Consider the following 20,487-nt stretch of genomic DNA (forward strand, 5'->3'; position numbering starts at 1 on the left):
GAGCTTAACCGCCTGATGCAAAGCGTGCCCCGTGCGCCGCGTGCTTTCGCGGCCCACAAACATGACCGGCACTTTGCGAACCCTTCAGTGGGATGGGCAAACTTCCCCCCGGAAAAAGCCGCTGGCGTGATCGCCGGCGGTTCGATCAAGCAATTACCGGCGTTGAAACCCAACGCCGATGACATTTGGCGCGCGGTGCCTTTCGGCACGGCGCGCCTTACCGCATTCATTAGCGTAAGCGCGCAGCACCTGCGTACGCCGATGAATAGCCCGCTTCGTAGCGCGCGCCCTGAGAAGCGTCCGCGGGAAGCGGGTTTTGACGAAGGGTGTAGTTTGAACTGACTCTCATCTGAAAACCTGAAGGAGAAAATGATGGCAACTGCAAAGAAAGCCGCCGCTAAGAAGCCTGCAGCGAAGAAGGTCGCAGCGAAGAAGGCAGCTCCGGCAAAGAAGGCCGCTCCGGCAAAGAAAGTAGTGGCGAAGAAGGCCGCAGCGCCGGCAAAGAAAGTAGCAGCCAAGAAGGCAGCCCCGGCGAAGAAGGTTGCAGCGAAGAAGGCTGCACCGGCTAAGAAGGTCGCCGCGAAGAAAGCAGCACCGGCAAAGAAGGTAGCAGCGAAGAAGGCAGCGCCGGCGAAGAAGGTCGCAGCGAAGAAGGCCGCACCGGCTAAGAAGGTTGCTGCGAAGAAGGCAGCACCGGCCGCGAAGAAGGTCGCAGCGAAGAAGGCTGCACCGGCTAAGAAGGCTGCTGCGAAGAAAGCTGCGCCCGCGAAAAAGGCTGCCGCCAAGAAGGCTGCGCCTGCGAAAAAGGCTGCTGCTAAAAAGGCTGCGCCTGCCAAGAAGGCTGCTCCTGCGAAGAAGGCCGCTGCGCCTGCGAAGAAGGCCGCTGCGCCTGCGAAGAAGGCTGCACCCGCGAAGAAGGCTGTCGCCAAGAAGGCTGCGCCTGCACCCGCTGCGACTTCTGTTTCGAGCGCACCGGCGGCGACGGTGAAGACCGCGCTGAACCCGGCAGCGGCATGGCCGTTCCCGACGGGCAGCCGTCCGTAAGCAGTGAAAGCACTTCGACACATCGTTCGATGTGTCCGATGATCGGGTAGCGCTTAACGTCGTTTGGCGAGCGCTACCCGCTCAGGGTCCCGTTGCCGGTTTCCGGCAGCGGGATTTTTTTCGTCGATGCAAAGCGCGGCGTACGTCTTGGCCGATGCACGCATGCAAGGACGCTGCGGCTCACAGGCGAAAAAAAACGCATGCACAGGGGAGGGCATGCGTGTGAGGTCGATGCGGCGCGTTCAAACTGGCCGCTCGAGAGGGGAAAACTAATGCGTGACGCGCGTGACGCCGCCGCTGGAGAGAAGCCGCACGCGCTCGCCGGCGCGGAAAATCTCGCCGGTCGAGCTTTGCGTGATGGCGCGGATGTCGCCGTTATCGAGTCGCACCGTGATTTCGAGCCCGTCGCGCACCGCCACGCTGTTCTCGACCGAGTTGCCTGCAACCGCACCCGCGAGACCGCCGATGATGCCCGTGACGATCGAGCCGCGTCCGCCGCCGATCGCGCTGCCCGCCACCGCACCGAGCGCACCGCCGCCGATCGCGCCGAGACCGCTCGGCTGACCGTTGTTCGAACTGATCTTGACTGCGCGCACACTGTCGACCGTGCCCATGCGGACCGTTTCTTCGCGCTGTGCCTGCGACGAGGTATAGACGTCCGCAGAGCTGCTGTTATACGCGCACCCTGACAGAGCCAGCGAACCGGCGATCAGGGCGGCCACTATCAGGCGACTCCTTGTTCTCATTCCCTTACTCCAATAGCTTCCGGTATTACGGCAGGTCGTACCCGAACGCCTGCTTGAACCGTTCGTTGATCTGCGTCCGGGTGGGCGCATAGTTTTGCGGGCCCTGGTGTTCGATCTTCAGTGTGCCCATCAGGCCCGCGAGACGCCCGGTGGTTGCCCAGCCGAGCTTGTTCTCGATGCCATACAGCAAGCCGCCGCGAAACGCGTCGCCGCACCCGGTGGGGTCGAGCACTTGCTGCGCCTTCACCGCCGGGATTTCTTCGACGCCGCCCGCGTGATGAATTTGCGAACCGTGTTCGCCGAGCGTGACGATCAGCGCTTCGACCTTGCCTGCGATTTCCTCGATCGACCATCCCGTTTTGTTGCTCACGAGTTTGGCTTCGTAATCGTTGACAGCAACGTAAGTCGCAAGTTCAATCATGCGCCGCAGCGAAGGGCCGTCGAAGAGCGGCAAACCTTGACCTGGATCGAAGATAAACGGCACGCCTGCCGCCGCCAGATGCTCCGAATGCTGCACCATGCCGTCGTAGCCGTCGGGCGCGACGATGCCGAGCGTGATGCCTGGCGCCTGGTCCGCGCGGTTCAGATGCGACTGCATCATCGCGCCCGGATGGAACGCAGTGATCTGATTGTTTTCCAGGTCGGTGGTGATCATGGCCTGCGCCGTATAGGTGCCCGGCACCACCAGCACGTGCTCCGTCGAGAGCCCGAGTTGCCTGAAGCGGTCCATGTAGAGTTGCGCGTCGACTTCGCCGAGCGTGCCCATGATGCGCGCGTCGCCGCCGAGCAGATTCAGCGAATACGCGATGTTGCCCGCGCAGCCGCCGAACTCGCGACGCATCGTCGGCACGAGAAAGCTCACGTTCAGGATGTGGACCTGCTCCGGCAGGATGTGCTCCCGGAAACGGCCTTCGAAGGTCATGATGTTGTCGTAGGCGAGCGAGCCGCAAATCAGCGTAGCCAAGGCGAGCGTTCCTGTAAAAAACGATAAAGAGATCGAAGCGACGATGTGACAGCGCCGCGCATAAAGCGCGGCGCCGGAGGGTTCGTACGCGCGGGTTTTACTTCAGTGCGGCAAGCGCTGCGTCGTAGTTCGGTTCGTTCTTGATTTCACCGACCAGTTCCGAGTGCACGACCTTGTCGTTCTCGTCGAGCACGACAACGGCGCGCGCGGTCAGGCCCGTCAGCGGGCCGCTCGTCACGTCGACACCGTACGCTTGCGCAAATTCGTGGCCGCGGAACGTCGAGGCCGTGACGACGTTCTCGATGCCCTCGGTCGTGCAGAAACGCGAGGCGGCGAACGGCAGGTCGCCCGACACGACGATCACCGCCGTGTTGCTCAGCTTCGCTGCTGCTTCGTTGAACTTGCGGGTCGACGTGGCGCAGGTCGGCGTGTCGAGGCTCGGCACGATGTTCAGCACCTTGCGCTTGCCGGCGAAATCGGCGAGCGACAGCGGCTTCAGATCCTTGCCGATCAACGAGAAAGCGGGCGCGGACTGGCCCACCGACGGAAACGTGCCGGCTACTTCGATCGGGTTACCACCCAGCGTGACTTGACTCATGTTGTTGTGCTCCGAAAGTTCGTCAGTGATGACGGTGAGCGCGCCCGTCATGCCGGGCGCGCGGGGATGCGTTACGGATAGAAAATCTGCACGCGGAAATTGGACGCGACCGCATTGCCCGTATCGAGATGCACGATCATGGTTTGCGTCATGTGCGGCGGCAGGCCGGCCGCGATGACCGTGCCGGGCGCCACATAGTCTTGCGGCTGGAGTATGCGGCGCAGCGCGACATTGTTCTGATCGTCGAGCAGCGTGAGTTCGATGGCCGGATAGGCGAGCGACACGTTGAAGCGGTTACGCAGCGGCATCCGCAATTCGAGCTTGTGCGGCCCGTCGATCTGACGCAGATCGGACGGCTCGACCTGCAACCCGTCGATGTCGTGCGGCGCCGACACCTGGCAGCCGAATACACCGCACGCTTTCGCGTACAGCATTTGCGTGTGCGGGAAGTAGACGAGCACGGTTTCGCGCTGCCACCAGGCGAGCTGCGCGAGCAGCGCGATCACGAGCAATACTGCCGCGACCGATCCGCCGATGATCCACGCAAGGCGCCGCGGTTCGCCCGGACGCGTTTCGCGCACCATCTGGAAAGGATCGACGTCGTCGTTCACGGGATTGACCGAGAACGGCTCGCCGCTCGGCGTGGCCGCCGCACGAACCGGACGGCGCAGATCGGGATCGTCGGAGAAGTCATCTTGCTGATGCGCCGCGCCGAGGCCTGCCGCGCCTACGCCGGCCGTTCCGAAGTGCGGCTCGTTGTCAGGGAATCCGCGAAATGCCGCCGACTTGTTCAGCACCGGTTCGTCGGGTGAGGATTGCGCAGCGCGCTCGCTCTTGCGCCAGACGCGCGGCGCTTCTTCGGCGGGCGGCTCGGCTTCGTAGGCGAAGGGTTCGAGCGGCGCGTCCGCGAGCACGGGTTCGTTGTCGGGCAGCGCGGCGGCGCTCGCCGCGCCGGTGGGCAAGCCGGGCTGCGCGGCGGCGGCGTGCACCGGTTCGACAAAAGCGTGCGCACCGGCAACGCCTGGCGCGGCTGTCACGCTCTCCGCGTTGTGGGTGAAGCGCTCCTCGAAGAGCGGCGTGGGCCGCGGCGCCCACGGGTCCCACGCGGCGGCGCTGAAGTCGTCGCCGGCGGGATGCACGCCGGAGAGCGCCTCGATCGCCGCGGCTGCGGAGACCGGTTTCGCCGTGGAGAAGTCGCCGCCTTCGCCGAGGTCGAAGAGGCTGTTGGAGGCGTCGAAGACTTCCTGGCATTGTCCGCAGCGCACGAGGCCACGGCGCAATGACAATTGCGCCGATTGCAGGCGGAAAACGGTTTCGCAGAAGGGGCAGCGCGTGGCCAGAAGCATATTGAGCCGGGTAGCCGAAAGGCCGTTGGTTGGACAATACGCCTTATTCTAATGGCTTTCTCGGCGCGTTCCGCTTAGACATACCCAGCCTTCGTGTTCGCGCCACACGCTGATATCGATCCACCGCGCGTAGACCTGCGCGACTTCGTCGGCTTGCCGCGCCAGAACGCCGGACAGCGCAATGCGGCCGCCGGGCTTGACCTTCGACGAGAGCATCGACGCCATCAGCTTGAGCGGATTGGACAGGATATTGGCGACCACGATGTCGAATTCGCCGCCAGGGCATTCGTCGGGCAGACCGTAGGTGACGTCGGCGCGATTGCGCTCGCTGTTGTGGCGCGCCGACTCGACCGCTTGCGGATCGATGTCGATGCCATAAACCGGATCGGCGCCGCACTTTTTAGCGAGAATCGCGAGGATGCCGGAGCCGCAACCGTAGTCGAGCACGGACTGTCCGGGCTTCACCGCTTGCTCGAGCCATTCCATGCACAGGCGCGTGGTCGGATGGCTGCCTGTGCCGAACGCGAGGCCCGGATCGAGTTCGAGCACCAATGCGCCTGGATCGGGCGCGTCGTGCCACGACGGCACCACCCAGATGCGCTCGCCGATCGGAATCGGATCGAATTGCGACTGCGTGAGCCGCACCCAATCCTGTTCCTCGACTTCACGCACGGTGAACGACGGCGTGGCCGCGAGGCCCACTTCGTTCGACGCGGCGGCGAGCAGCACCGCCGGTTCGTGTTCCGGCGCGAGCAGCGCGATCACGCGCGAGCGCTGCCATGCCGTGTGGTCCGGCGTGAGACCGGGCTCGCCGAAGAGCGGCTGCTCGTCGGGCGTGTCGGCGTCCGCGTCTTCAACCGATACGGACAACGCGCCCAACTCGAGCAGCGCGTCGGACAGCTCCTCCGCGTGCTCGCGTGCCAATTCGGCGACCAGTTCCCGATAACTCATGACTTATGCTTCTTCCGGCGCGACCTGCTGCTTCGCGGCCAACCGGTTTTCGAGGTAGTGAATGCTCGTGCCGCCTTCGACGAACTTCGCGTCCAGCATCAACTCGCGGTGCAGCGGGATGTTCGTCTGAATGCCTTCCACGACCATTTCCGACAGCGCAATGCGCATCCGCTTGATCGCCTGTTCGCGCGTCGCGCCGTAAGCGATCAGCTTGCCGATCATAGAATCATAGTTCGGCGGCACGAAATAGCCGTTGTACGCGTGCGAATCGACGCGGATGCCGGGGCCGCCCGGCATGTGCCACGAAGTCAGACGACCCGGCGACGGAATGAACTTGAACGGATCTTCGGCGTTGATCCGGCATTCGATCGCATGGCCCTTGAACACGATGTCGCGCTGACGGAAGGCGAGCTTTTCGCCGGCCGCAATGCGGATCTGTTCCTGCACGATGTCGACGCCCGTAATCAGTTCGGTCACCGGATGCTCGACCTGCACGCGCGTGTTCATCTCGATGAAATAGAACTCGCCGTTTTCGTACAGGAACTCGAACGTACCCGCGCCAAGATAGCCCATCTTCTTGCACGCGTCCGCGCAACGATCGCCGATCCGGTCGATCAGACGGCGCGCGATGCCCGGCGCCGGCGCTTCTTCGATCACTTTCTGGTGACGGCGCTGCATCGAGCAATCGCGCTCGCCGAGCCAGATCGCATTCTTGAACGAATCGGACAACACCTGAATTTCGATGTGCCGCGGGTTCTCCAGGAATTTCTCCATGTAGACCTGCGGGTTGCCGAATGCACGGCCGGCTTCTTCGCGCGTCATGTTGACCGCGTTCACGAGCGCCGCTTCGGTGTGGACCACGCGCATGCCGCGGCCACCGCCGCCGCCGGCGGCCTTGATGATGACCGGATAGCCGACCTGACGCGCAATTTTCACGATCTCTTTCGGATCTTCCGGCAACGCGCCTTCAGAACCCGGCACGCAGGGCACGCCGGTCTTGATCATGGTCTGCTTGGCCGTGACCTTGTCGCCCATCATCCGGATGGTTTCCGGGCGCGGACCGATGAAGGTGAAGCCGGATTGCTCGACACGCTCGGCGAAGTCGGCGTTTTCCGACAGGAAGCCGTAGCCGGGGTGAATCGCTTCGGCGTCCGTGACTTCGGCCGCGCTGATCAGCGCGGGCATGTTCAGGTAGCTGAGATTCGAGGGCGCCGGGCCGATGCAAACCGCCTCGTCGGCGAGCTTGACGTACTTCGCTTCCTTGTCGGCTTCCGAATAGACGACGACCGTCTTGACGCCGAGTTCGCGGCAGGCGCGCTGGATACGAAGCGCGATCTCGCCACGATTGGCAATGAGGATTTTTTCAAACATAGCGGGTTTTCGACTCATCAATGGGCGCCGCGTTGCTCACAACGACGGCTGCCTCAGAGGATCGGGCGCGCGCCGTGTGCAACGGGCGCGCGGGCGGCATGCGCTTCTGCAAGCGCAGTGCGCGCCGCGTTAGCCGACCACGAACAGCGGTTGGCCGTATTCGACCGCCTGGCCGTTTTCGACGAGGATTTCTTTCACGACGCCGGACTTGTCCGACTCGATTTCGTTGAGCAACTTCATTGCTTCGATGATGCAGATGGTCTGGCCTTCCTTGACCGTGTCGCCGACCTGGACGAACGGATCGGCGCCCGGCGACGGCGCGCGGTAGAACGTGCCGACCATCGGCGACGTGACGACGTGGCCTTGCGGCGCGGCGGCTGCCGGCGTAGCCGGGGCGCCCGCTGCCGCGGCCGGAGCTTCGCCGCCGAGAGCCGGCGCGCCTGGCGCGAACTGCTGCGGCGCGTAGGGGGCGGACGATTGCACGTAAACCGGCGGCGCATTCTTGACGATGCGGACCTTGCCCTCACCCTCGGTCACTTCGAGTTCGGAGATACCGGACTCCGACACGAGGTCGATCAGAGTTTTCAGTTTACGTAGATCCATCAGGAAGCCCCTTTCAATGCGTGAAGTGCCAGCGCGCGTGCGGCCGGCACAAATTAGACGTGTTGTGAATTCAGCCGCGCGACGAACCGGCGGCGAGCCGGTCGAGCGCGAATTCGAGCGCGTACAGATAACCCTTCCAGCCGAGGCCGCAAATGACGCCCTCCGCCTGGTCGGAGAAATACGAGTGATGCCGGAACGGTTCGCGGCGATGCACGTTCGACAGATGAATCTCGACGAACGGGATGCCGACCCCCGCCAGTGCGTCCCGAATCGCCACGCTGGTGTGCGTGTACGCGGCGGGATTGATGAGTATGAAATCGGTCTTTTCGGTCCGGGCGAATTGGATGCGATCGACGAGCGCGCCTTCGTGGTTGCTCTGGAACGACGCCAGTTCGACGCCGGCGTCCGCTGCGCGGTCGGCCAGCGCCTGATCGATCTGCGGCAAGGTCACGCGCCCATAGACCTCGGGTTCCCGGGTGCCGAGAAGATTGAGGTTGGGGCCGTGCAGTACCAGCAGTCGCGTCATGGTCGCTTCTTTTTCCGTGGAATTGCGCGCACTTTAGCGCTGATTAGAGAAACTTGTCTAGTTTCCTGCGCGAAGGAGCCAGCGCCGGCGCATTTTTAGTATCCGCCCGGCCCCTCAATTTCTCCTAATTTCTGCCCATTTGTGCCTAATTTCGGGCGTTCCGCGACCAAACGACTGTCAAAAGTTTGTGAAACTTAGAGCGCGTCGAGTGTCTGTTTTAACGCGGTTGGATCGATTTGACCTAATTTTGTCGAGCGAATGTTGCCGTTGGCGTCAATTACGACGGTGAACGGCAGACCGCCGGCGGTGTTGCCGAACGAGCGCGCGAGATCCGCGCCGCCAAAGCCCGTGACATAAACCGGGTACGCCACCTTGACCTTCTGCAGGAAGCTCTGGACGTTCTTTTCGGAATCCACGCCGAGTCCGACGAACTGGATGCCTTTCTTCGCGTAGTCGCGCTGGAGTTGCGACAGCTCGGGCATTTCCTCGACGCACGGGCCGCACCACGACGCCCAGAAGTTGACGACGATCGGGCGTCCTTTGAGCACGGATAGCGATTGCGATTTGCCGTCGACGCTCGTGACCGGCGCCGTCCACAGTTGCGCCACGGCGCTTTCCTTCGACGCGGGCTGCTCCGCGTGCGCGACTTCGCCGAGGCCGACGCCTTCGCCGCCCTTGTCGCCGTTCAGCCAGTGATTGGCCAGCACGCCGCCCGCGGCCGCGATCACGGCCACCAGCGCGCCGGTCAGAATCCGTCTCATGTTCATCATGCGTGTCTAGTTAGTTGAAGGGGTGACGTTGCCGCTTTCCAGCAGCGACTGAACCGCCTGAAGATTGGCGCGCGCCGTGCGGCCGCGCGCGTCGGCCTTGACCGCGCCGCGCAGATCGTCCGCCTCGTACAGCGCGACATGGACGCCGGCCGGCTCCGCGTCGCGCCCTTCGTCCGCCGGCCGCCACAGAAAACTCAGCGTCTCGACATAACCGCGCCCGGCGAAGTGGCGCGTCTCCGACACGTCGTACTGAATATTCGCGTTCAGAAAGTAAATGGCGACTTCTTTCGGGTTGTCGCAGAACACCTGAAGATGAATATCCGAGTGCTCGCCCGCCGTGCCGCCGAGCACCGCGCCCGTCAGGTACGGATTGAACGGCGCAAGCCGCTCCATCCATTCGACCGCGATCCGGCGCAGGCGCCGCAACAGCGCCGGCTGGCTGTCGCCCTGAAAGAGCGATTGGTATTCGCGGATTTCTTCTTCGATCTGATCGTTATCCGGCAGCCATTCGCCTGCAACACGGCTTTCCCCGACCACCTGCCGGGCCGCTTTGCGCTTGGCCGTGGCGTAGTCGAGACCGTCTTCGGCGATGAGTCGCGCAGCCGCGATGGCAATTTCCTCGCGCACGCGCTGCGGATCAAAATGTGATTTGCGAACCATCCGTCAATCATACTAGAGATTGATGACAGCCCTTTTGGGCCGGCTCGGGCGCGTCGCGCAGCGCTTCCCGGCCGACTCGCCACGGGCGACTGCGCTTAGGTAGCCGGCACGGGTCGGTTACAATAGCGTCCTTTGTGGACGGCCATTTCGGCCGCTCCGTGCTCTCCCATCCTCTTGAGAAAACGCCGGGCAGCCGCAGGTTTTCTTGCCCCTCCGGGGCGCCTGGCGTCAGGCGGCAGGTCAGGGGGCTCTTCCCAGGAAAAACGCCCGCGCGGCGCGACAGGCTTATGCATATCCACATCCTCGGTATTTGCGGCACGTTCATGGGCGGTCTCGCAGTTCTCGCGCGCGGCGCGGGCCACACCGTGACGGGCTGCGACGCCGGCGTCTATCCGCCCATGAGCACGCAACTCGAGGCGCAAGGCATCCGGCTGATCGAGGGCTACGACGCGGACCAACTGAACGGCCTGAACGCGGACCTGTTCGTGATCGGCAACGTGGTGTCGCGCGGCAATCCGCTGATGGAAGCGATTCTCGACCGCGGCCTGCCGTATGTCTCCGGTCCGCAATGGCTCGGCGAGCACGTGCTGAACGGCAAGTGGGTGCTCGCGGTGGCCGGCACGCACGGCAAGACGACCACGAGTTCCATGCTCACCTGGCTGCTCGAAGACGCGGGCCTCAATCCCGGCTTTCTGATCGGCGGTGTGCCGCTCAATTTCGGCGTGTCCGCGCGGCTCACCGATTCGAGCTTCTTCGTGATCGAAGCCGACGAGTACGACACGGCCTTCTTCGACAAGCGCTCGAAGTTTGTTCACTATCGGCCGAAAACCGCTGTTCTGAACAACCTCGAATTCGATCATGCCGACATCTTCCCCGATCTGGCGGCGATCGAGACGCAGTTTCATCACTTGATCCGCACCGTGCCGCGCCTCGGCCGCGTGGTGACGAACGGCCGCGAAGACGCGCTCGAGCGTGTGCTCACACGCGGCTGCTGGAGCGAAGTGGAGCGCTTCGGCGTGCAAGGCGGCTGGGAAACGCTGCCTGCGGAAGACGGCGTGCCGGTCGACGAACGTTTCGCCGTGTATCACAACGGCGAGCGCGTCGGCGTGGTCGAGTGGCAGGTGCAGGGCGAACACAACCGTATGAACGCGCTTGCCGCCATCGCCGCCGCGCGCCATGTCGGCGTGCCGCCGGCGCAGGCCGCGAAGTCGCTGGCGAGCTTTCGCAATGTGAAGCGGCGCATGGAAGTGCGCGGCAGCGTCGACGGCGTGACCGTCTACGACGACTTCGCGCATCATCCCACCGCGATCGACACCACGGTGGCCGGCCTGCGCGCGCGCGTCGGCCGGGACAATACGCGGATTCTCGCCGTGCTGGAGCCGCGCTCGAACACGATGAAGCTCGGCGTGATGAAGGCGCAGTTGCCGGCGAGTCTCGCCGAAGCCGATCTGGTGTTCGGCTACGGCGCGCCGAGCGGGCGCGACGCGCTCGGCTGGAATCTCGGCGAAGCGCTCGCGCCGCTCGGCGGCAAGGCGCAAGCCTTCGACAATCTCGACGCGCTCGTCAAAGCGGTAGTCCGTGCGGCGCGTCCCGGCGATCAGATTCTGGTGATGAGCAACGGCGGCTTCGGCGGCGTGCATCAGAAACTGCTCGACGCACTCTCCGCGCGAGGCGCTTCGTGATTCTTTATCTGCACGGTTTCCGTTCTTCGCCCAATTCGTTCAAGGCGCGGCTGATGGCGGCGCGGCTCGCCGAACTCGGCCGCGCCGACGAATGGTGCTGCCCGACGCTGCCGGTTTCGCCTGTCGAGACGATCGCGCTTGTGGAGTCGCTGGTCGCGACAGCCGCAACGAAGCGCGTGACGGTGATCGGCAGTTCGCTCGGCGGCTACTTCGCCACGCATCTCGCGGAAAAGCACGGCTGGCCGGCCGTGCTGCTGAACCCGGCGGTCGTGCCGCAGCGCGACCTGAGCGCCTATCTCGGCGAGCAGCCGTTGTGGCATGGCGGCGGCAGCATCGTCGTCGAAGCGCATCATCTGGATGAACTGCGCGCGCTGGGCGTGGCGTCGATCACGCGGCCCGAACGCTATTATTTGCTGGCCGCCACCGGCGACGAAGTGCTCGACTACCGCGAAATGCTCGCGCACTATCCGGGCGCGCAGACTACGCTGATCGAAGGAAGCGACCACGCGATCAGCGAGTTCGCCGACTACATCGACGACGTGCTGGCTTTCTGCGACGCCGGACACGCAAAGCCGCCGGCGCCGCGCGAGGCCGCGTGAGAAACGCGGGGGACAGATCCCATGCGGGCCTGCAAGCGGGCCCGCGCGGCGGCGAAAGTGCCGCCGGTCATCAGATTCATGCCGCAAGCGCGCGTCGCGCGCGGCGGTCCATTATCACGAACACGTTGCCGTGCCGCGCACGCCGGCGCATGCAAGTCAGACGAGAGTATTGAGTGAACGTTTTCTTCGAGGAATCGGGCAGTTTCAAGGCAGGCAGCGTGCTGTCGCGCCAGGGCGACGCGTTTCAGGTCGAGTTGCCGGGCGGCCGGCGCGCCAAGGTGCGCGCGAAAGACGTGCTGATCGAGTTCGACAAGCCGGGCGCGGCTGAACTGATGCAGCAGGCTGACGCGCTCGCGCAGGAAATCGACCTGGACTTCCTGTGGGAATGCGCGCCCGACGACGAATTTCCGTTCGCCGCGCTCGGCGCGGAATATTTCGGCGACGGCTTCGGCCCGACCGAACGCGCGGCGCTCGTGCTGCGCATGCACGGCGCGCCGGTCTATTTCCGCCGCAAGGGTCGCGGCATGTATCAGCGCGCGCCGCAGGAGCAACTGAAGATGGCGCTCGCGGGCCTTGAGCGCAAACGCCAGCAGGCGCTCGTGCAGCAAGGCTACGAAGAGGAACTGAAGGCGGGCCGCCTGCCCGAGGCGTTGGCCGGCAAGACCGCGCTCGCGTTGCTCACGAGGCCCGACAAGAACACGATCGAGTACAAGGCGCTCGAAGCGGCGGCCGCCGCGCGCGGCATTTCGCAGGCGCGTCTGATGCTCGAATGCGGCGCGATTCCGTCTGCGCGCGCGCTGCACGAGGCCAGATTCCTGTCGGAGTTTTTCCCGCACGGCACCGGTTTTCAGGCGGTCACACCCGGCAGCCTGCCTGAGGATTTGCCCGAAGCCGCCGTGCAGGCCTTCTCGATCGACGACATCACGACCACCGAAATCGACGATGCGTTTTCCGTCGAGCATCTCTCGGACGGCCGCGTGCGGATCGGCGTGCACATTGCCGCGCCGGCGCTCGGCATTCAGCGCGGCGACGACGTGGACGCGATCGCGCGCACGCGTCTGTCGACCGTCTACATGCCGGGCGACAAGATCACGATGCTGCCCGACAGCGTCGTCGATGCGTTCACGCTCGCCGAAGGCGGCTTGCGCCCGGCGCTGTCGCTGTATGTGATCGTGAATCGAGAGACGCAGGACATCGTCGCGAGCGAAACGCGCGCCGAGCGCGTGTTCGTGAAGAATAATCTGCGTCACAACACGCTCGACGAACTCGTCACCGAAGAAGCGCTCGCCGCCGGCACGGGCGAGTATCCGCACAAGGAAGACATCGCCGTGTTGTGGCCGTTCGCGCAGGCGCTGTTCGAGAAGCGTCAGGCCGCGCGGGCCGGTTATGGTTTGCGCCGCGAAGTGCAGCGCAATACCGACTTCAATTTTTACGTGGACGGCGAGCACATCACGATCACGCCGCGCCGCCGCGGTTCGCCGCTCGATACGATCGTCGCCGAGCTGGCGATTCTCGCGAACTCGTCGTGGGGCGCGTTCCTGCACGACCACGGCGTGCCGGGCATCTATCGCACGCAGCGCGCGTTCGGCGCGCCGAGCGGGCCGAAGCGCACGCGCATGCAGACCAACGCGGCGCCGCACGAAGGGCTCGGCGTCGCGCAATATGCGTGGAGCACGTCGCCGCTGCGCCGATACGTCGACCTCGTGAACCAGTGGCAGTTGCTCGCGTGCGTGCAGCATGGTGTGACGGCCAAACTGGCCGCGCCGTTCAAGCCGAAAGACGCCGATCTGTTCGCCGTCGTGCAAGGTTTCGACGATACCTACAGCGCGTACGCCGATCATCAGCGGCGCATGGAATATTTCTGGTGTTTGCGCTGGCTCAAGCAGGAAAATCGCAAGCAGGTGGTGGCGTCGGTCGTGAAGGGCGACCTGGTGCGGCTCGAAGAAATTCCGCTACTGCTGCACGTGCCGGGCCTCGGCGTGCATGCGCGCGGCACGCGCCTGCAAATGGAAGTGATGTCGATCGACGAACTGACCATCGAGGCGTCGGTGCGACTTCTGCATGTGCTCGACGCGCCGACCGTCACGAGCGGCGAAGCCGAAGAAGTTGACGAAGGCGAAGAGGACATCGTCGATGCGTCCGATGAAAGCGCCGGAAGCGAAGCCGAGGCGCAAGCCGAAGCGGATGCCGAAGCGGATGCCGAAAGCGCGTCGGAAAACGAAAGCGCGTCGGAAAACGAAAACGAAAACGAAGGCGACAGTGCGAGCGCGGCGGACGCCGGGCAGCACATCACGGAACCGGGACGATGAGCGGGGCAGACATGAAAGACCGTTATGCGGTGATCGGCAATCCGATCGGCCATAGCAAGTCGCCGTTCATACACGGGCGCTTCGCCGCGCAGACCGGCGAGCCGGTCGAGTACGGCGCGCTGCTTGCGCCAGTGGACGCTTTCGTGCCGCACGTGCGCGCGTTTGTCGAAGCCGGCGGTCGCGGGCTCAATGTGACCGTGCCGTTCAAGCTCGACGCCCACGCTTTTGCCGATCACCTGTCGCCGCGCGCGGCTGCGGCGGGCGCGGTGAATACGTTGCGCATCGACGCGAACGGCGTCTACGGCGACAACACCGACGGCTTCGGGCTCGTGCGCGACATCGAGGTGAATCTGGGCGTGTCGCTGAAGGGCGCGCGCATTCTGTTGCTCGGCGCGGGCGGCGCCGCGCGCGGCGTGGTGTTGCCGATGCTCGATCGCGCGCCGCACACGCTGACCATTGTCAACCGGACGGCGGCGAAGGCCGAGGCGCTGGTCGAGCAGTTCGCGCAAGCCGCGAGCGAGGCCGCGTGCCGCCTGAGCGGCGGCAATGCGCGTGCGATCGAGCCAGGCGCATACGACGTGATCGTCAACGCGACGGCGGGCAGTCTTGAGGCGTCGTTGCCCGAATGCGACGACCGCGCGTTCGGCGGCGGCACGCTCGCCTACGACATGATGTACGGCGCGCATCCCACGGTGTTCATGGAGCACGCGCGCAAGCTCGGCGCGCGCGGCGCCGATGGTCTCGGCATGCTGGTCGAGCAGGCGGCGGAATCGTTCTACGTGTGGCGCGGCGTGCGGCCCGACGGCGCGCCTGTGCTGGCGGAATTGCGCGCGCTGCTGAGCGCGCCATCCCACGCTTGAAGCACGCCTGACGTGCGCTTCGCCCGACGAACGACTCTCCGGATACCGACCTCAGGACTGACAGCACGATGACAACAGCGCGGCGCGCGAGCCGGCCGGGTCCGGCGCGATGGATCGTTTATGCGGTCGCGGTGCTTGTCTTCGCGTGGTTTGCGACGCAAGTGTTTTACTTCGCGCAGATTGCGGTTTGGAACTACGTCAATCCGCGCTCGACGGCGTTCATGCGCTCGGACGCATGGCGTTTGTCGCAGGAGCGGCCGGATCTTTCCGTGCAGCGCACGTGGGCGCCGTACGAGCAGATTTCGCGCAACCTGAAGCGCGCGATCATCGCCTCCGAGGACGCGAATTTCGTCAATAACAACGGCTACGAAACCGACGCGATTTTGCAGGCCTGGGAGCGCAACAAGGCGAAGGGCAAGATCGTTCGGGGCGGCTCGACGATCACGCAGCAGTTGGCGCGCAATCTCTTTTTATCGCGTGAGAAGAGTTATATCCGCAAAGGGCAGGAGCTGATTATTACGTGGATGCTCGAGTTCTTGATGGACAAGGAGCGGATCTTCGAGATCTATCTGAACTCGGTTGAGTGGGGCAACGGGGTTTATGGCGCCGAGGCGGCGGCGCGTTATTACTACCGGACGTCGGCCAGCAAGTTGACGGCGGCGCAGTCGGCGCGATTGGCGGTGATGCTGCCGCAGCCGAGGTATTTCGATGAGCATCGCGGGTCGGGGTATCTCGCGCAGAGGTCGCGGGTGATTGCTCGCAGGATGGGGGCGGCGGAGTTGCCGCAATAAGCCTGCGGGGGCTTTCTGTTGTCGCGGGTTTTTTTGCCTTTTGCCTTTTGCCTTTTGCCTTTGGGTTTTTGGCCTCTTTTGTTCTTTGGTATTTTCTTTTCTTAGTGGTCTATTGGTGTTGCCCCTGTGCGGGGCGGCACTCACTTTCTTTGCGGCCGCAAAGAAAGTAAGCAAAGAAAGCGGCTCACACCGCCAGCCTATAAGCGGGTCCCCTGGCCTGGAGTGGCCCGTGGCCCATCTGGAATCAATGTCCTCGCGCACTCCACGCTCGTGACAAGGCCGTCATTCTTCCGGCGGCGCTGCGCGCGCCGCAACGGTCGTTCCTCAAAACCATTGCTCGGCCACGACCGCCGCGCGGTCGGCGCGCGCCCGACCGCGCGCCATTAAGCTCCCCACGCTAAAGCCCACGGCCACCTCCGGCTCCTCGCCGAGGCGAAGCCGATGGCCCCAAAAGACCAAAACGAAGCCATAGGTCGAGGAGCGGCCCTTCCGGCGAGCACGCAGTGCGAGGCGGGAAGCATGACAGTCTTGTCACGAACGCGGAGTGCGCGAGGACACTGATTCCAGATGGGCCACGGGCCACTCCAGGCCAGGGGACCCGCTTATAAGCTGGCGGTGTGAGCCGCTTTCTTTGCTTACTTTCTTTGCGGCCGCAAAGAAAGTGAGTGCCGCCCCGCGCAGGGGCAACCCCAATAGACCACAAACAAAAGAAAACGCCAAAAGCCAAAAAACCAAAGAGCCAAAAAGCCCAACCCAAACCCCAAGCCACGGCAACCAAAAAATCCCATTATCTGACCACGCAAATCACATATTGGAGCTTTCTCAAAAACCGCCCTACAATCCACTCCAACAAAGCAGAAACACATCCTGCACAAGCAAAAAACCTGGAGACAAGCCATGCCCAACACGGCTATCAGGCAGCACCCCCGCGCCCGCGCTATCGCGCGCACTCAAGGCCAAGGCCCGCTCTCCGGTCCCGCGCTGTAAGCGCAAAAATCATCCAAAAGCGAATCGCCATGAACAAAGCGATGCCTAACCACGCCGAGAGCCCGGCCGAAGCCGAACTGGCGCCCCGCGCCGATCATGGGTCGAGCGCCGCGCCGCGCACGGCGCCCGCCGCCGCCGCGAAAGCGCCGCGCGCCGCTGCTCAACCCGCGCTCGTCAATGAAATCGCGCTGCCGAGCACGCTGCTCGACATCACGCCGCAGCAAGCCGGCACCCAGACGCTCCTGCGCGGTCTCGCGATTCTCGAAGCCGCCGCCGCGGGCGTGCGCGATCTGCGCACCTTCGGCGCCGCGCTCGGCACGACGCGCAGCACCACGCATCGGCTGGTGAGCAGCCTCGTGCAGGCGCGCTATCTGCGGCAGGTGCAAGGCGGTTATCTGCTCGGGCCGAAACTGATCGAACTCGGCACCATCGCGCTCGAACAGATGCCGCTCACGGCGGTCGCGCGCCCGCATCTCGAATCGCTCGCGGAACAGACGCTCGACACGATTCACCTCGGCGTGCGCGACGGCGACGACGTCCTCTACATCGACAAGATTCCCGGCACACGCGGCCTCGAAATGCGCTCGCGCGTCGGTCACCGGATGCCGCTCGCGTCGACGGGTATCGGCAAGGCCATGATGCTCGACCTCGCGCCCGAGCAGTGGCAGTCGCTCTTCGAAGCATCGCGGCGTGCGCTCGCCGGCGTCACGTTCAAGCCGGACAACCGCCCCGACGCGCAGACCTTCATGCAGCGCATGACGAACTACGGCGCCGGCGGCTACACCTTCGACCTCGAAGAAAACGAAGTGTCGATTCGCTGTGTCGCGGCGCCGGTGCGCGACGCGTCCGGCGCGATCGTCGCGGCGCTGTCGGTGGCGAGCACGATTCCGTACATGCCGCTCGAACGCATGGACGAACTGATCCCGGTCGTGCAGCGCGAAGCGCGCGCGATCTCGGAAGAACTCGGCTGGCGCGCTCCGCAACCCACCACTCGCAGGATCAAGCGATGAAACAGGCGGGTTCTCCCACACCATCGGACCACCGTCTCGCGGCGGGCGCGCCTGAGGTCACCGCCGACGCAGACGTGCAGGCGGCACAAGCGACACACACGCCACAAGCGGCACACACGCCACAAGCGCCGCTGGCAGCGCTGATCGCGCTCGACTGGGGCACCACCTCGCTGCGCGCGTATCTGTACGACGCGTCCGGCAACGTGCTGGGGACGCGCGCCTCGACGGCCGGCATCATGAACCTGCCGCGCGGCGCCGGCGAGGGCGGTTTCGACGCCGCCTTCGAAGACGCCTGCGGCGCGTGGCTCGACGCCGCGCCGGGTGCGCCGGTCGTGGCGGCGGGCATGGTCGGCAGCGCGCAAGGCTGGGTCGAGGCGCCGTATGTCGACGCGCCTGCCAGCGCCGACGCGCTCGCGGCCGGCATTGTCCGTGTGAAGGCGGCGTGCGGCGCGACGCTTCACATCGTGCCCGGCGTGCTGCAACGCGGCGAATTGCCCAACGTGATGCGCGGCGAAGAAACGCAGATTTTCGGCGCGCTGGGTCAGGATGCCGGCGACACGAACAGCGGCCAACGCGCGCTGATCGGCTTGCCCGGCACGCACGCGAAGTGGGCGATGGTGCAGGCGGGCCGCATCGAACGATTTCATACGTTCATGACGGGCGAAGTGTTCGGCGCACTGCGCGAACACACGATTCTGGGCCGCACGATGGTGACGCCAGATCGTCCGGATTCCGAAGCATTTTTGCGCGGCGTGAATATCGCGCGCAACAAGGGACAGGCGGGCTTGCTCGCCACCGTTTTCAGTTCGCGCACGCTCGGTCTCACGGGAGAACTGTCGCGCGAGCAGCAGCCGGACTATTTGTCCGGTTTGCTGATCGGCCACGAACTGGCGGGTCTCGAAGCCCTGCTCGAACAGCAGCAAAGCTCGCTCGCGGGCCAGAGTCTGCGTCTCATTGGCAATGAAGCGCTGTGCGAGCGCTATCGCGTCGCGCTTGTGCAATTCGGCTGCACCGACGCGAAGCTCGTCAGGCACGCAACCGAGCGCGGCTTGTGGCGCATCGCCTCGCAGGCGGGACTCGTCAACCCGGCGGCCCACGCGGCGCGCGCCGGCTAGGCGGCGCGCTCGCCCTCCACGAAACAGGGAATCGACATGCAACCTCACATCAATCTGCCCGCTCCGTACATGCCGCACGCGGGTTTGATCGCGGCCTTCGAGGCATGTCCGCTGATCGCGATCATGCGCGGCGTGACGCCCGCCGATGCGGCCGATCACGCCCAGGCGCTGTACGAGGCCGGTTTTCGCATCGTCGAGGTGCCGTTGAATTCGCCGCAGCCGTTCGACAGCATCGCCGCGATCCGCAAGGTGTTGCCCGCGGATGCCATCGTCGGCGCGGGCACGGTGCTGCATGCGTCGTTCGTCAACGACGTGAAGTCGGCGGGCGGCGAACTGATCGTGATGCCGCATAGCGATCCCGAAGTGGTCGGCGCGGCGAAAGCGCAAGGCATGGCCTGCGCGCCCGGCGTGGCGACGCCGACCGAAGCGTTCATCGCGCTGAAAAACGGCGCCGACGTGCTGAAGATGTTCCCCGCCGAACAGCTCGGCTGCCAGGTCGTGAAAGCCTGGCGCGCGGTGATCGCGGCGCAGGTGCCGCTCGTGCCGGTCGGCGGCATCACGCCCGACAACATGGGACCGTTCCTCTCCGCGGGCGCGAACGGCTTCGGCCTCGGCTCGGCGCTGTACAAGCCGGGCCAGAGCGCGGCAGTGACGGCTTCGCACGCGAAGGCGTTCATCAACGGTTTGCGCATTGCGCGCGCGGGTGCGAAGAAATGACACGGCTCGCTGGCAAAGTCGCGTTGATCACCGGCGCCGGACGCGGCATCGGCGCGGCGATCGCGCTCGCCTTCGCGCGCGAGGGCGCGGCGCTCGCGCTGGCTGAACTGGACATCGACACGGCGCGGCAGACGGCGCGGCAGATCAGTGAGGAAACCGGCGCGCGCGTGCTGGCGGTGCATACCGACGTCACGCAATCGGCTTCGATGCAGCGCGCGGTGAGCGACGCGCAAGACGCGCTCGGCCCGCTCGACGTGCTGGTGAACAACGCGGGCATCAACGTGTTCCGCGACCCGCTCACCATGACCGACGACGACTGGCGCCGCTGCTTCGCGGTCGATCTCGACGGCGTGTGGAACGGTTGCCGCGCGGCGTTGCCGGGCATGGTCGAACGCGGCGCGGGCAGCATCGTGAATATCGCGTCCACGCATGCGTTCAAGATCATTCCGGGCTGTTTTCCGTACCCGGTCGCGAAGCATGGGGTGATTGGTCTGACGCGCGCGCTCGGCATCGAATACGCGCCGCGCAATGTGCGCGTCAATGCCATCGCGCCGGGCTATATCGAAACGCAACTGACGCACGACTGGTGGAACGAGCAGCCCGACCCGGCGGCGGCGCGGCAGGCGACCATCGATTTGCAGCCGATGAAACGCATCGGCCGCCCGGAAGAAGTGGCGATGACCGCGGTGTTCCTCGCATCGGATGAAGCGCCGTTCATCAACGCCACCTGCATCACCGTCGATGGCGGCCGCTCCGTGCTGTACCACGACTGAAAAAAACCAGGCAGCAGAGAACGCAGAACAACGCAGCACCGTTTCACCGGACGACGCGCTGGCCG

At 64.8% G+C, this 20,487-nt stretch carries 21 protein-coding genes; 11 read left to right on the forward strand and 10 right to left on the reverse strand.

The window, feature by feature from the left end; all coding sequences use genetic code 11:
• Window positions 1-15 precede the first annotated feature (15 nt).
• Complete coding sequence (locus tag VOM14_RS04265; protein ID WP_327627509.1) at window positions 16-342, forward strand: hypothetical protein; 327 nt, start codon at window positions 16-18, stop codon at window positions 340-342.
• A 30-nt stretch (window positions 343-372) separates the two neighbouring features.
• Window positions 373-1,044, forward strand: a complete 672-nt coding sequence (locus VOM14_RS04270) for a histone H1-like DNA-binding protein (RefSeq protein WP_327627510.1) — start codon at window positions 373-375, stop codon at window positions 1,042-1,044.
• A gap of 269 nt (window positions 1,045-1,313) precedes the next feature.
• Here VOM14_RS04270 and VOM14_RS04275 read toward each other — a convergent pair whose 3' ends face one another.
• The 10 genes from VOM14_RS04275 to VOM14_RS04320 form a co-directional block, all read right to left on the reverse strand.
• Window positions 1,314-1,790, reverse strand: a complete 477-nt coding sequence (locus VOM14_RS04275) for a glycine zipper 2TM domain-containing protein (RefSeq protein ID WP_327627512.1) — start codon at window positions 1,788-1,790, stop codon at window positions 1,314-1,316.
• Window positions 1,791-1,815: 25 nt separating this feature from the next.
• On the reverse strand, window positions 1,816-2,754 hold the full coding sequence (locus VOM14_RS04280; RefSeq protein ID WP_327627514.1) for a carbohydrate kinase family protein: 939 nt from the start codon (window positions 2,752-2,754) through the stop codon (window positions 1,816-1,818).
• Between the two features lie 97 nt (window positions 2,755-2,851).
• Window positions 2,852-3,352, reverse strand: a complete 501-nt coding sequence (gene tpx / locus VOM14_RS04285) for a thiol peroxidase (protein ID WP_327627516.1) — start codon at window positions 3,350-3,352, stop codon at window positions 2,852-2,854.
• A 71-nt stretch (window positions 3,353-3,423) separates the two neighbouring features.
• Window positions 3,424-4,698 carry a DUF3426 domain-containing protein gene (locus VOM14_RS04290; protein WP_327627517.1) on the reverse strand — a complete coding sequence of 425 codons (1,275 nt, stop codon included), beginning with the start codon at window positions 4,696-4,698 and terminating at the stop codon, window positions 3,424-3,426.
• Window positions 4,699-4,746: 48 nt separating this feature from the next.
• Window positions 4,747-5,649 (reverse strand): 50S ribosomal protein L11 methyltransferase, encoded by a 903-nt coding sequence (gene prmA / locus VOM14_RS04295; RefSeq protein WP_327627518.1) that lies wholly within the window; start codon window positions 5,647-5,649, stop codon window positions 4,747-4,749.
• Between the two features lie 3 nt (window positions 5,650-5,652).
• Entirely contained in the window at window positions 5,653-7,020 is a 1,368-nt protein-coding gene (gene accC / locus VOM14_RS04300) for an acetyl-CoA carboxylase biotin carboxylase subunit (protein ID WP_327627519.1), read from the reverse strand.
• A gap of 129 nt (window positions 7,021-7,149) precedes the next feature.
• The gene (gene accB / locus VOM14_RS04305) at window positions 7,150-7,623 is read right to left on the reverse strand and encodes an acetyl-CoA carboxylase biotin carboxyl carrier protein (protein ID WP_327627520.1); all 474 of its coding nucleotides are present in this window, start codon (window positions 7,621-7,623) and stop codon (window positions 7,150-7,152) included.
• A 70-nt stretch (window positions 7,624-7,693) separates the two neighbouring features.
• On the reverse strand, window positions 7,694-8,149 hold the full coding sequence (gene aroQ / locus VOM14_RS04310; RefSeq protein WP_327627521.1) for a type II 3-dehydroquinate dehydratase: 456 nt from the start codon (window positions 8,147-8,149) through the stop codon (window positions 7,694-7,696).
• 194 nt (window positions 8,150-8,343) lie between these two features.
• Complete coding sequence (locus VOM14_RS04315; RefSeq protein WP_327628102.1) at window positions 8,344-8,916, reverse strand: TlpA family protein disulfide reductase; 573 nt, start codon at window positions 8,914-8,916, stop codon at window positions 8,344-8,346.
• A 9-nt stretch (window positions 8,917-8,925) separates the two neighbouring features.
• Window positions 8,926-9,579: a UDP-N-acetylmuramate--alanine ligase gene (locus tag VOM14_RS04320; protein ID WP_327627522.1), complete on the reverse strand. Its 654-nt coding sequence runs from the start codon at window positions 9,577-9,579 to the stop codon at window positions 8,926-8,928.
• A 287-nt stretch (window positions 9,580-9,866) separates the two neighbouring features.
• Between VOM14_RS04320 and mpl the strand changes: the two genes are divergently transcribed.
• The 9 genes from mpl to VOM14_RS04365 all read left to right on the forward strand — a co-directional run bounded on the left by mpl (window position 9,867) and on the right by VOM14_RS04365 (window position 20,422).
• Window positions 9,867-11,261, forward strand: coding sequence for a UDP-N-acetylmuramate:L-alanyl-gamma-D-glutamyl-meso-diaminopimelate ligase (mpl, locus tag VOM14_RS04325; protein ID WP_327627523.1), 1,395 nt, complete (start codon window positions 9,867-9,869; stop codon window positions 11,259-11,261).
• Entirely contained in the window at window positions 11,258-11,860 is a 603-nt protein-coding gene (locus VOM14_RS04330; protein ID WP_327627524.1) for a YqiA/YcfP family alpha/beta fold hydrolase, read from the forward strand. Before mpl ends, VOM14_RS04330 begins: the two co-directional genes overlap by 4 nt.
• A 173-nt stretch (window positions 11,861-12,033) precedes the next feature.
• Window positions 12,034-14,169 (forward strand): ribonuclease catalytic domain-containing protein, encoded by a 2,136-nt coding sequence (locus VOM14_RS04335; protein WP_327627525.1) that lies wholly within the window; start codon window positions 12,034-12,036, stop codon window positions 14,167-14,169.
• Window positions 14,166-15,029 carry a shikimate dehydrogenase gene (gene aroE / locus VOM14_RS04340; RefSeq protein WP_327627526.1) on the forward strand — a complete coding sequence of 288 codons (864 nt, stop codon included), beginning with the start codon at window positions 14,166-14,168 and terminating at the stop codon, window positions 15,027-15,029. The genes VOM14_RS04335 and aroE overlap by 4 nt, the downstream gene beginning before the upstream one ends.
• Window positions 15,030-15,097: 68 nt before the next feature.
• Window positions 15,098-15,820 carry a monofunctional biosynthetic peptidoglycan transglycosylase gene (gene mtgA / locus VOM14_RS04345; RefSeq protein WP_327627527.1) on the forward strand — a complete coding sequence of 241 codons (723 nt, stop codon included), beginning with the start codon at window positions 15,098-15,100 and terminating at the stop codon, window positions 15,818-15,820.
• A 1,016-nt stretch (window positions 15,821-16,836) separates the two neighbouring features.
• A complete protein-coding gene (locus VOM14_RS04350; RefSeq protein WP_327627528.1) occupies window positions 16,837-17,817 on the forward strand; it encodes an IclR family transcriptional regulator in 981 nt (326 codons plus the stop codon).
• On the forward strand, window positions 17,814-18,932 hold the full coding sequence (locus VOM14_RS04355; protein ID WP_327627529.1) for a 2-dehydro-3-deoxygalactonokinase: 1,119 nt from the start codon (window positions 17,814-17,816) through the stop codon (window positions 18,930-18,932). The genes VOM14_RS04350 and VOM14_RS04355 overlap by 4 nt, the downstream gene beginning before the upstream one ends.
• A 36-nt stretch (window positions 18,933-18,968) precedes the next feature.
• Window positions 18,969-19,649: a 2-dehydro-3-deoxy-6-phosphogalactonate aldolase gene (locus VOM14_RS04360; RefSeq protein ID WP_327627530.1), complete on the forward strand. Its 681-nt coding sequence runs from the start codon at window positions 18,969-18,971 to the stop codon at window positions 19,647-19,649.
• Complete coding sequence (locus VOM14_RS04365) at window positions 19,646-20,422, forward strand: SDR family oxidoreductase (protein ID WP_327627531.1); 777 nt, start codon at window positions 19,646-19,648, stop codon at window positions 20,420-20,422. Before VOM14_RS04360 ends, VOM14_RS04365 begins: the two co-directional genes overlap by 4 nt.
• Window positions 20,423-20,487 lie beyond the last annotated feature (65 nt).

The sequence above is a fragment of the Paraburkholderia sp. MPAMCS5 genome (assembly GCF_036016995.1).
Classification (GTDB): domain Bacteria; phylum Pseudomonadota; class Gammaproteobacteria; order Burkholderiales; family Burkholderiaceae; genus Paraburkholderia.

Bases quoted from the DNA above. Each gene is read 5' to 3' on its own strand.
- mpl (WP_327627523.1), top strand. From the start codon at position 9,867: ATGCATATCCACATCCTCGGTATTTGCGGCACGTTCATGGGCGGTCTC.
- VOM14_RS04290 (WP_327627517.1), bottom strand. From the start codon at position 4,698: ATGCTTCTGGCCACGCGCTGCCCCTTCTGCGAAACCGTTTTCCGCCTG.
- VOM14_RS04275 (WP_327627512.1), bottom strand. From the start codon at position 1,790: ATGAGAACAAGGAGTCGCCTGATAGTGGCCGCCCTGATCGCCGGTTCG.
- aroE (WP_327627526.1), top strand. From the start codon at position 14,166: ATGAGCGGGGCAGACATGAAAGACCGTTATGCGGTGATCGGCAATCCG.
- accC (WP_327627519.1), bottom strand. From the start codon at position 7,020: ATGTTTGAAAAAATCCTCATTGCCAATCGTGGCGAGATCGCGCTTCGT.
- VOM14_RS04365 (WP_327627531.1), top strand. From the start codon at position 19,646: ATGACACGGCTCGCTGGCAAAGTCGCGTTGATCACCGGCGCCGGACGC.
- VOM14_RS04360 (WP_327627530.1), top strand. From the start codon at position 18,969: ATGCAACCTCACATCAATCTGCCCGCTCCGTACATGCCGCACGCGGGT.
- aroQ (WP_327627521.1), bottom strand. From the start codon at position 8,149: ATGACGCGACTGCTGGTACTGCACGGCCCCAACCTCAATCTTCTCGGC.
- tpx (WP_327627516.1), bottom strand. From the start codon at position 3,352: ATGAGTCAAGTCACGCTGGGTGGTAACCCGATCGAAGTAGCCGGCACG.
- VOM14_RS04355 (WP_327627529.1), top strand. From the start codon at position 17,814: ATGAAACAGGCGGGTTCTCCCACACCATCGGACCACCGTCTCGCGGCG.
- VOM14_RS04320 (WP_327627522.1), bottom strand. From the start codon at position 9,579: ATGGTTCGCAAATCACATTTTGATCCGCAGCGCGTGCGCGAGGAAATT.
- VOM14_RS04265 (WP_327627509.1), top strand. From the start codon at position 16: ATGCAAAGCGTGCCCCGTGCGCCGCGTGCTTTCGCGGCCCACAAACAT.
- accB (WP_327627520.1), bottom strand. From the start codon at position 7,623: ATGGATCTACGTAAACTGAAAACTCTGATCGACCTCGTGTCGGAGTCC.
- VOM14_RS04270 (WP_327627510.1), top strand. From the start codon at position 373: ATGGCAACTGCAAAGAAAGCCGCCGCTAAGAAGCCTGCAGCGAAGAAG.
- VOM14_RS04350 (WP_327627528.1), top strand. From the start codon at position 16,837: ATGAACAAAGCGATGCCTAACCACGCCGAGAGCCCGGCCGAAGCCGAA.
- mtgA (WP_327627527.1), top strand. From the start codon at position 15,098: ATGACAACAGCGCGGCGCGCGAGCCGGCCGGGTCCGGCGCGATGGATC.
- VOM14_RS04315 (WP_327628102.1), bottom strand. From the start codon at position 8,916: ATGAACATGAGACGGATTCTGACCGGCGCGCTGGTGGCCGTGATCGCG.
- prmA (WP_327627518.1), bottom strand. From the start codon at position 5,649: ATGAGTTATCGGGAACTGGTCGCCGAATTGGCACGCGAGCACGCGGAG.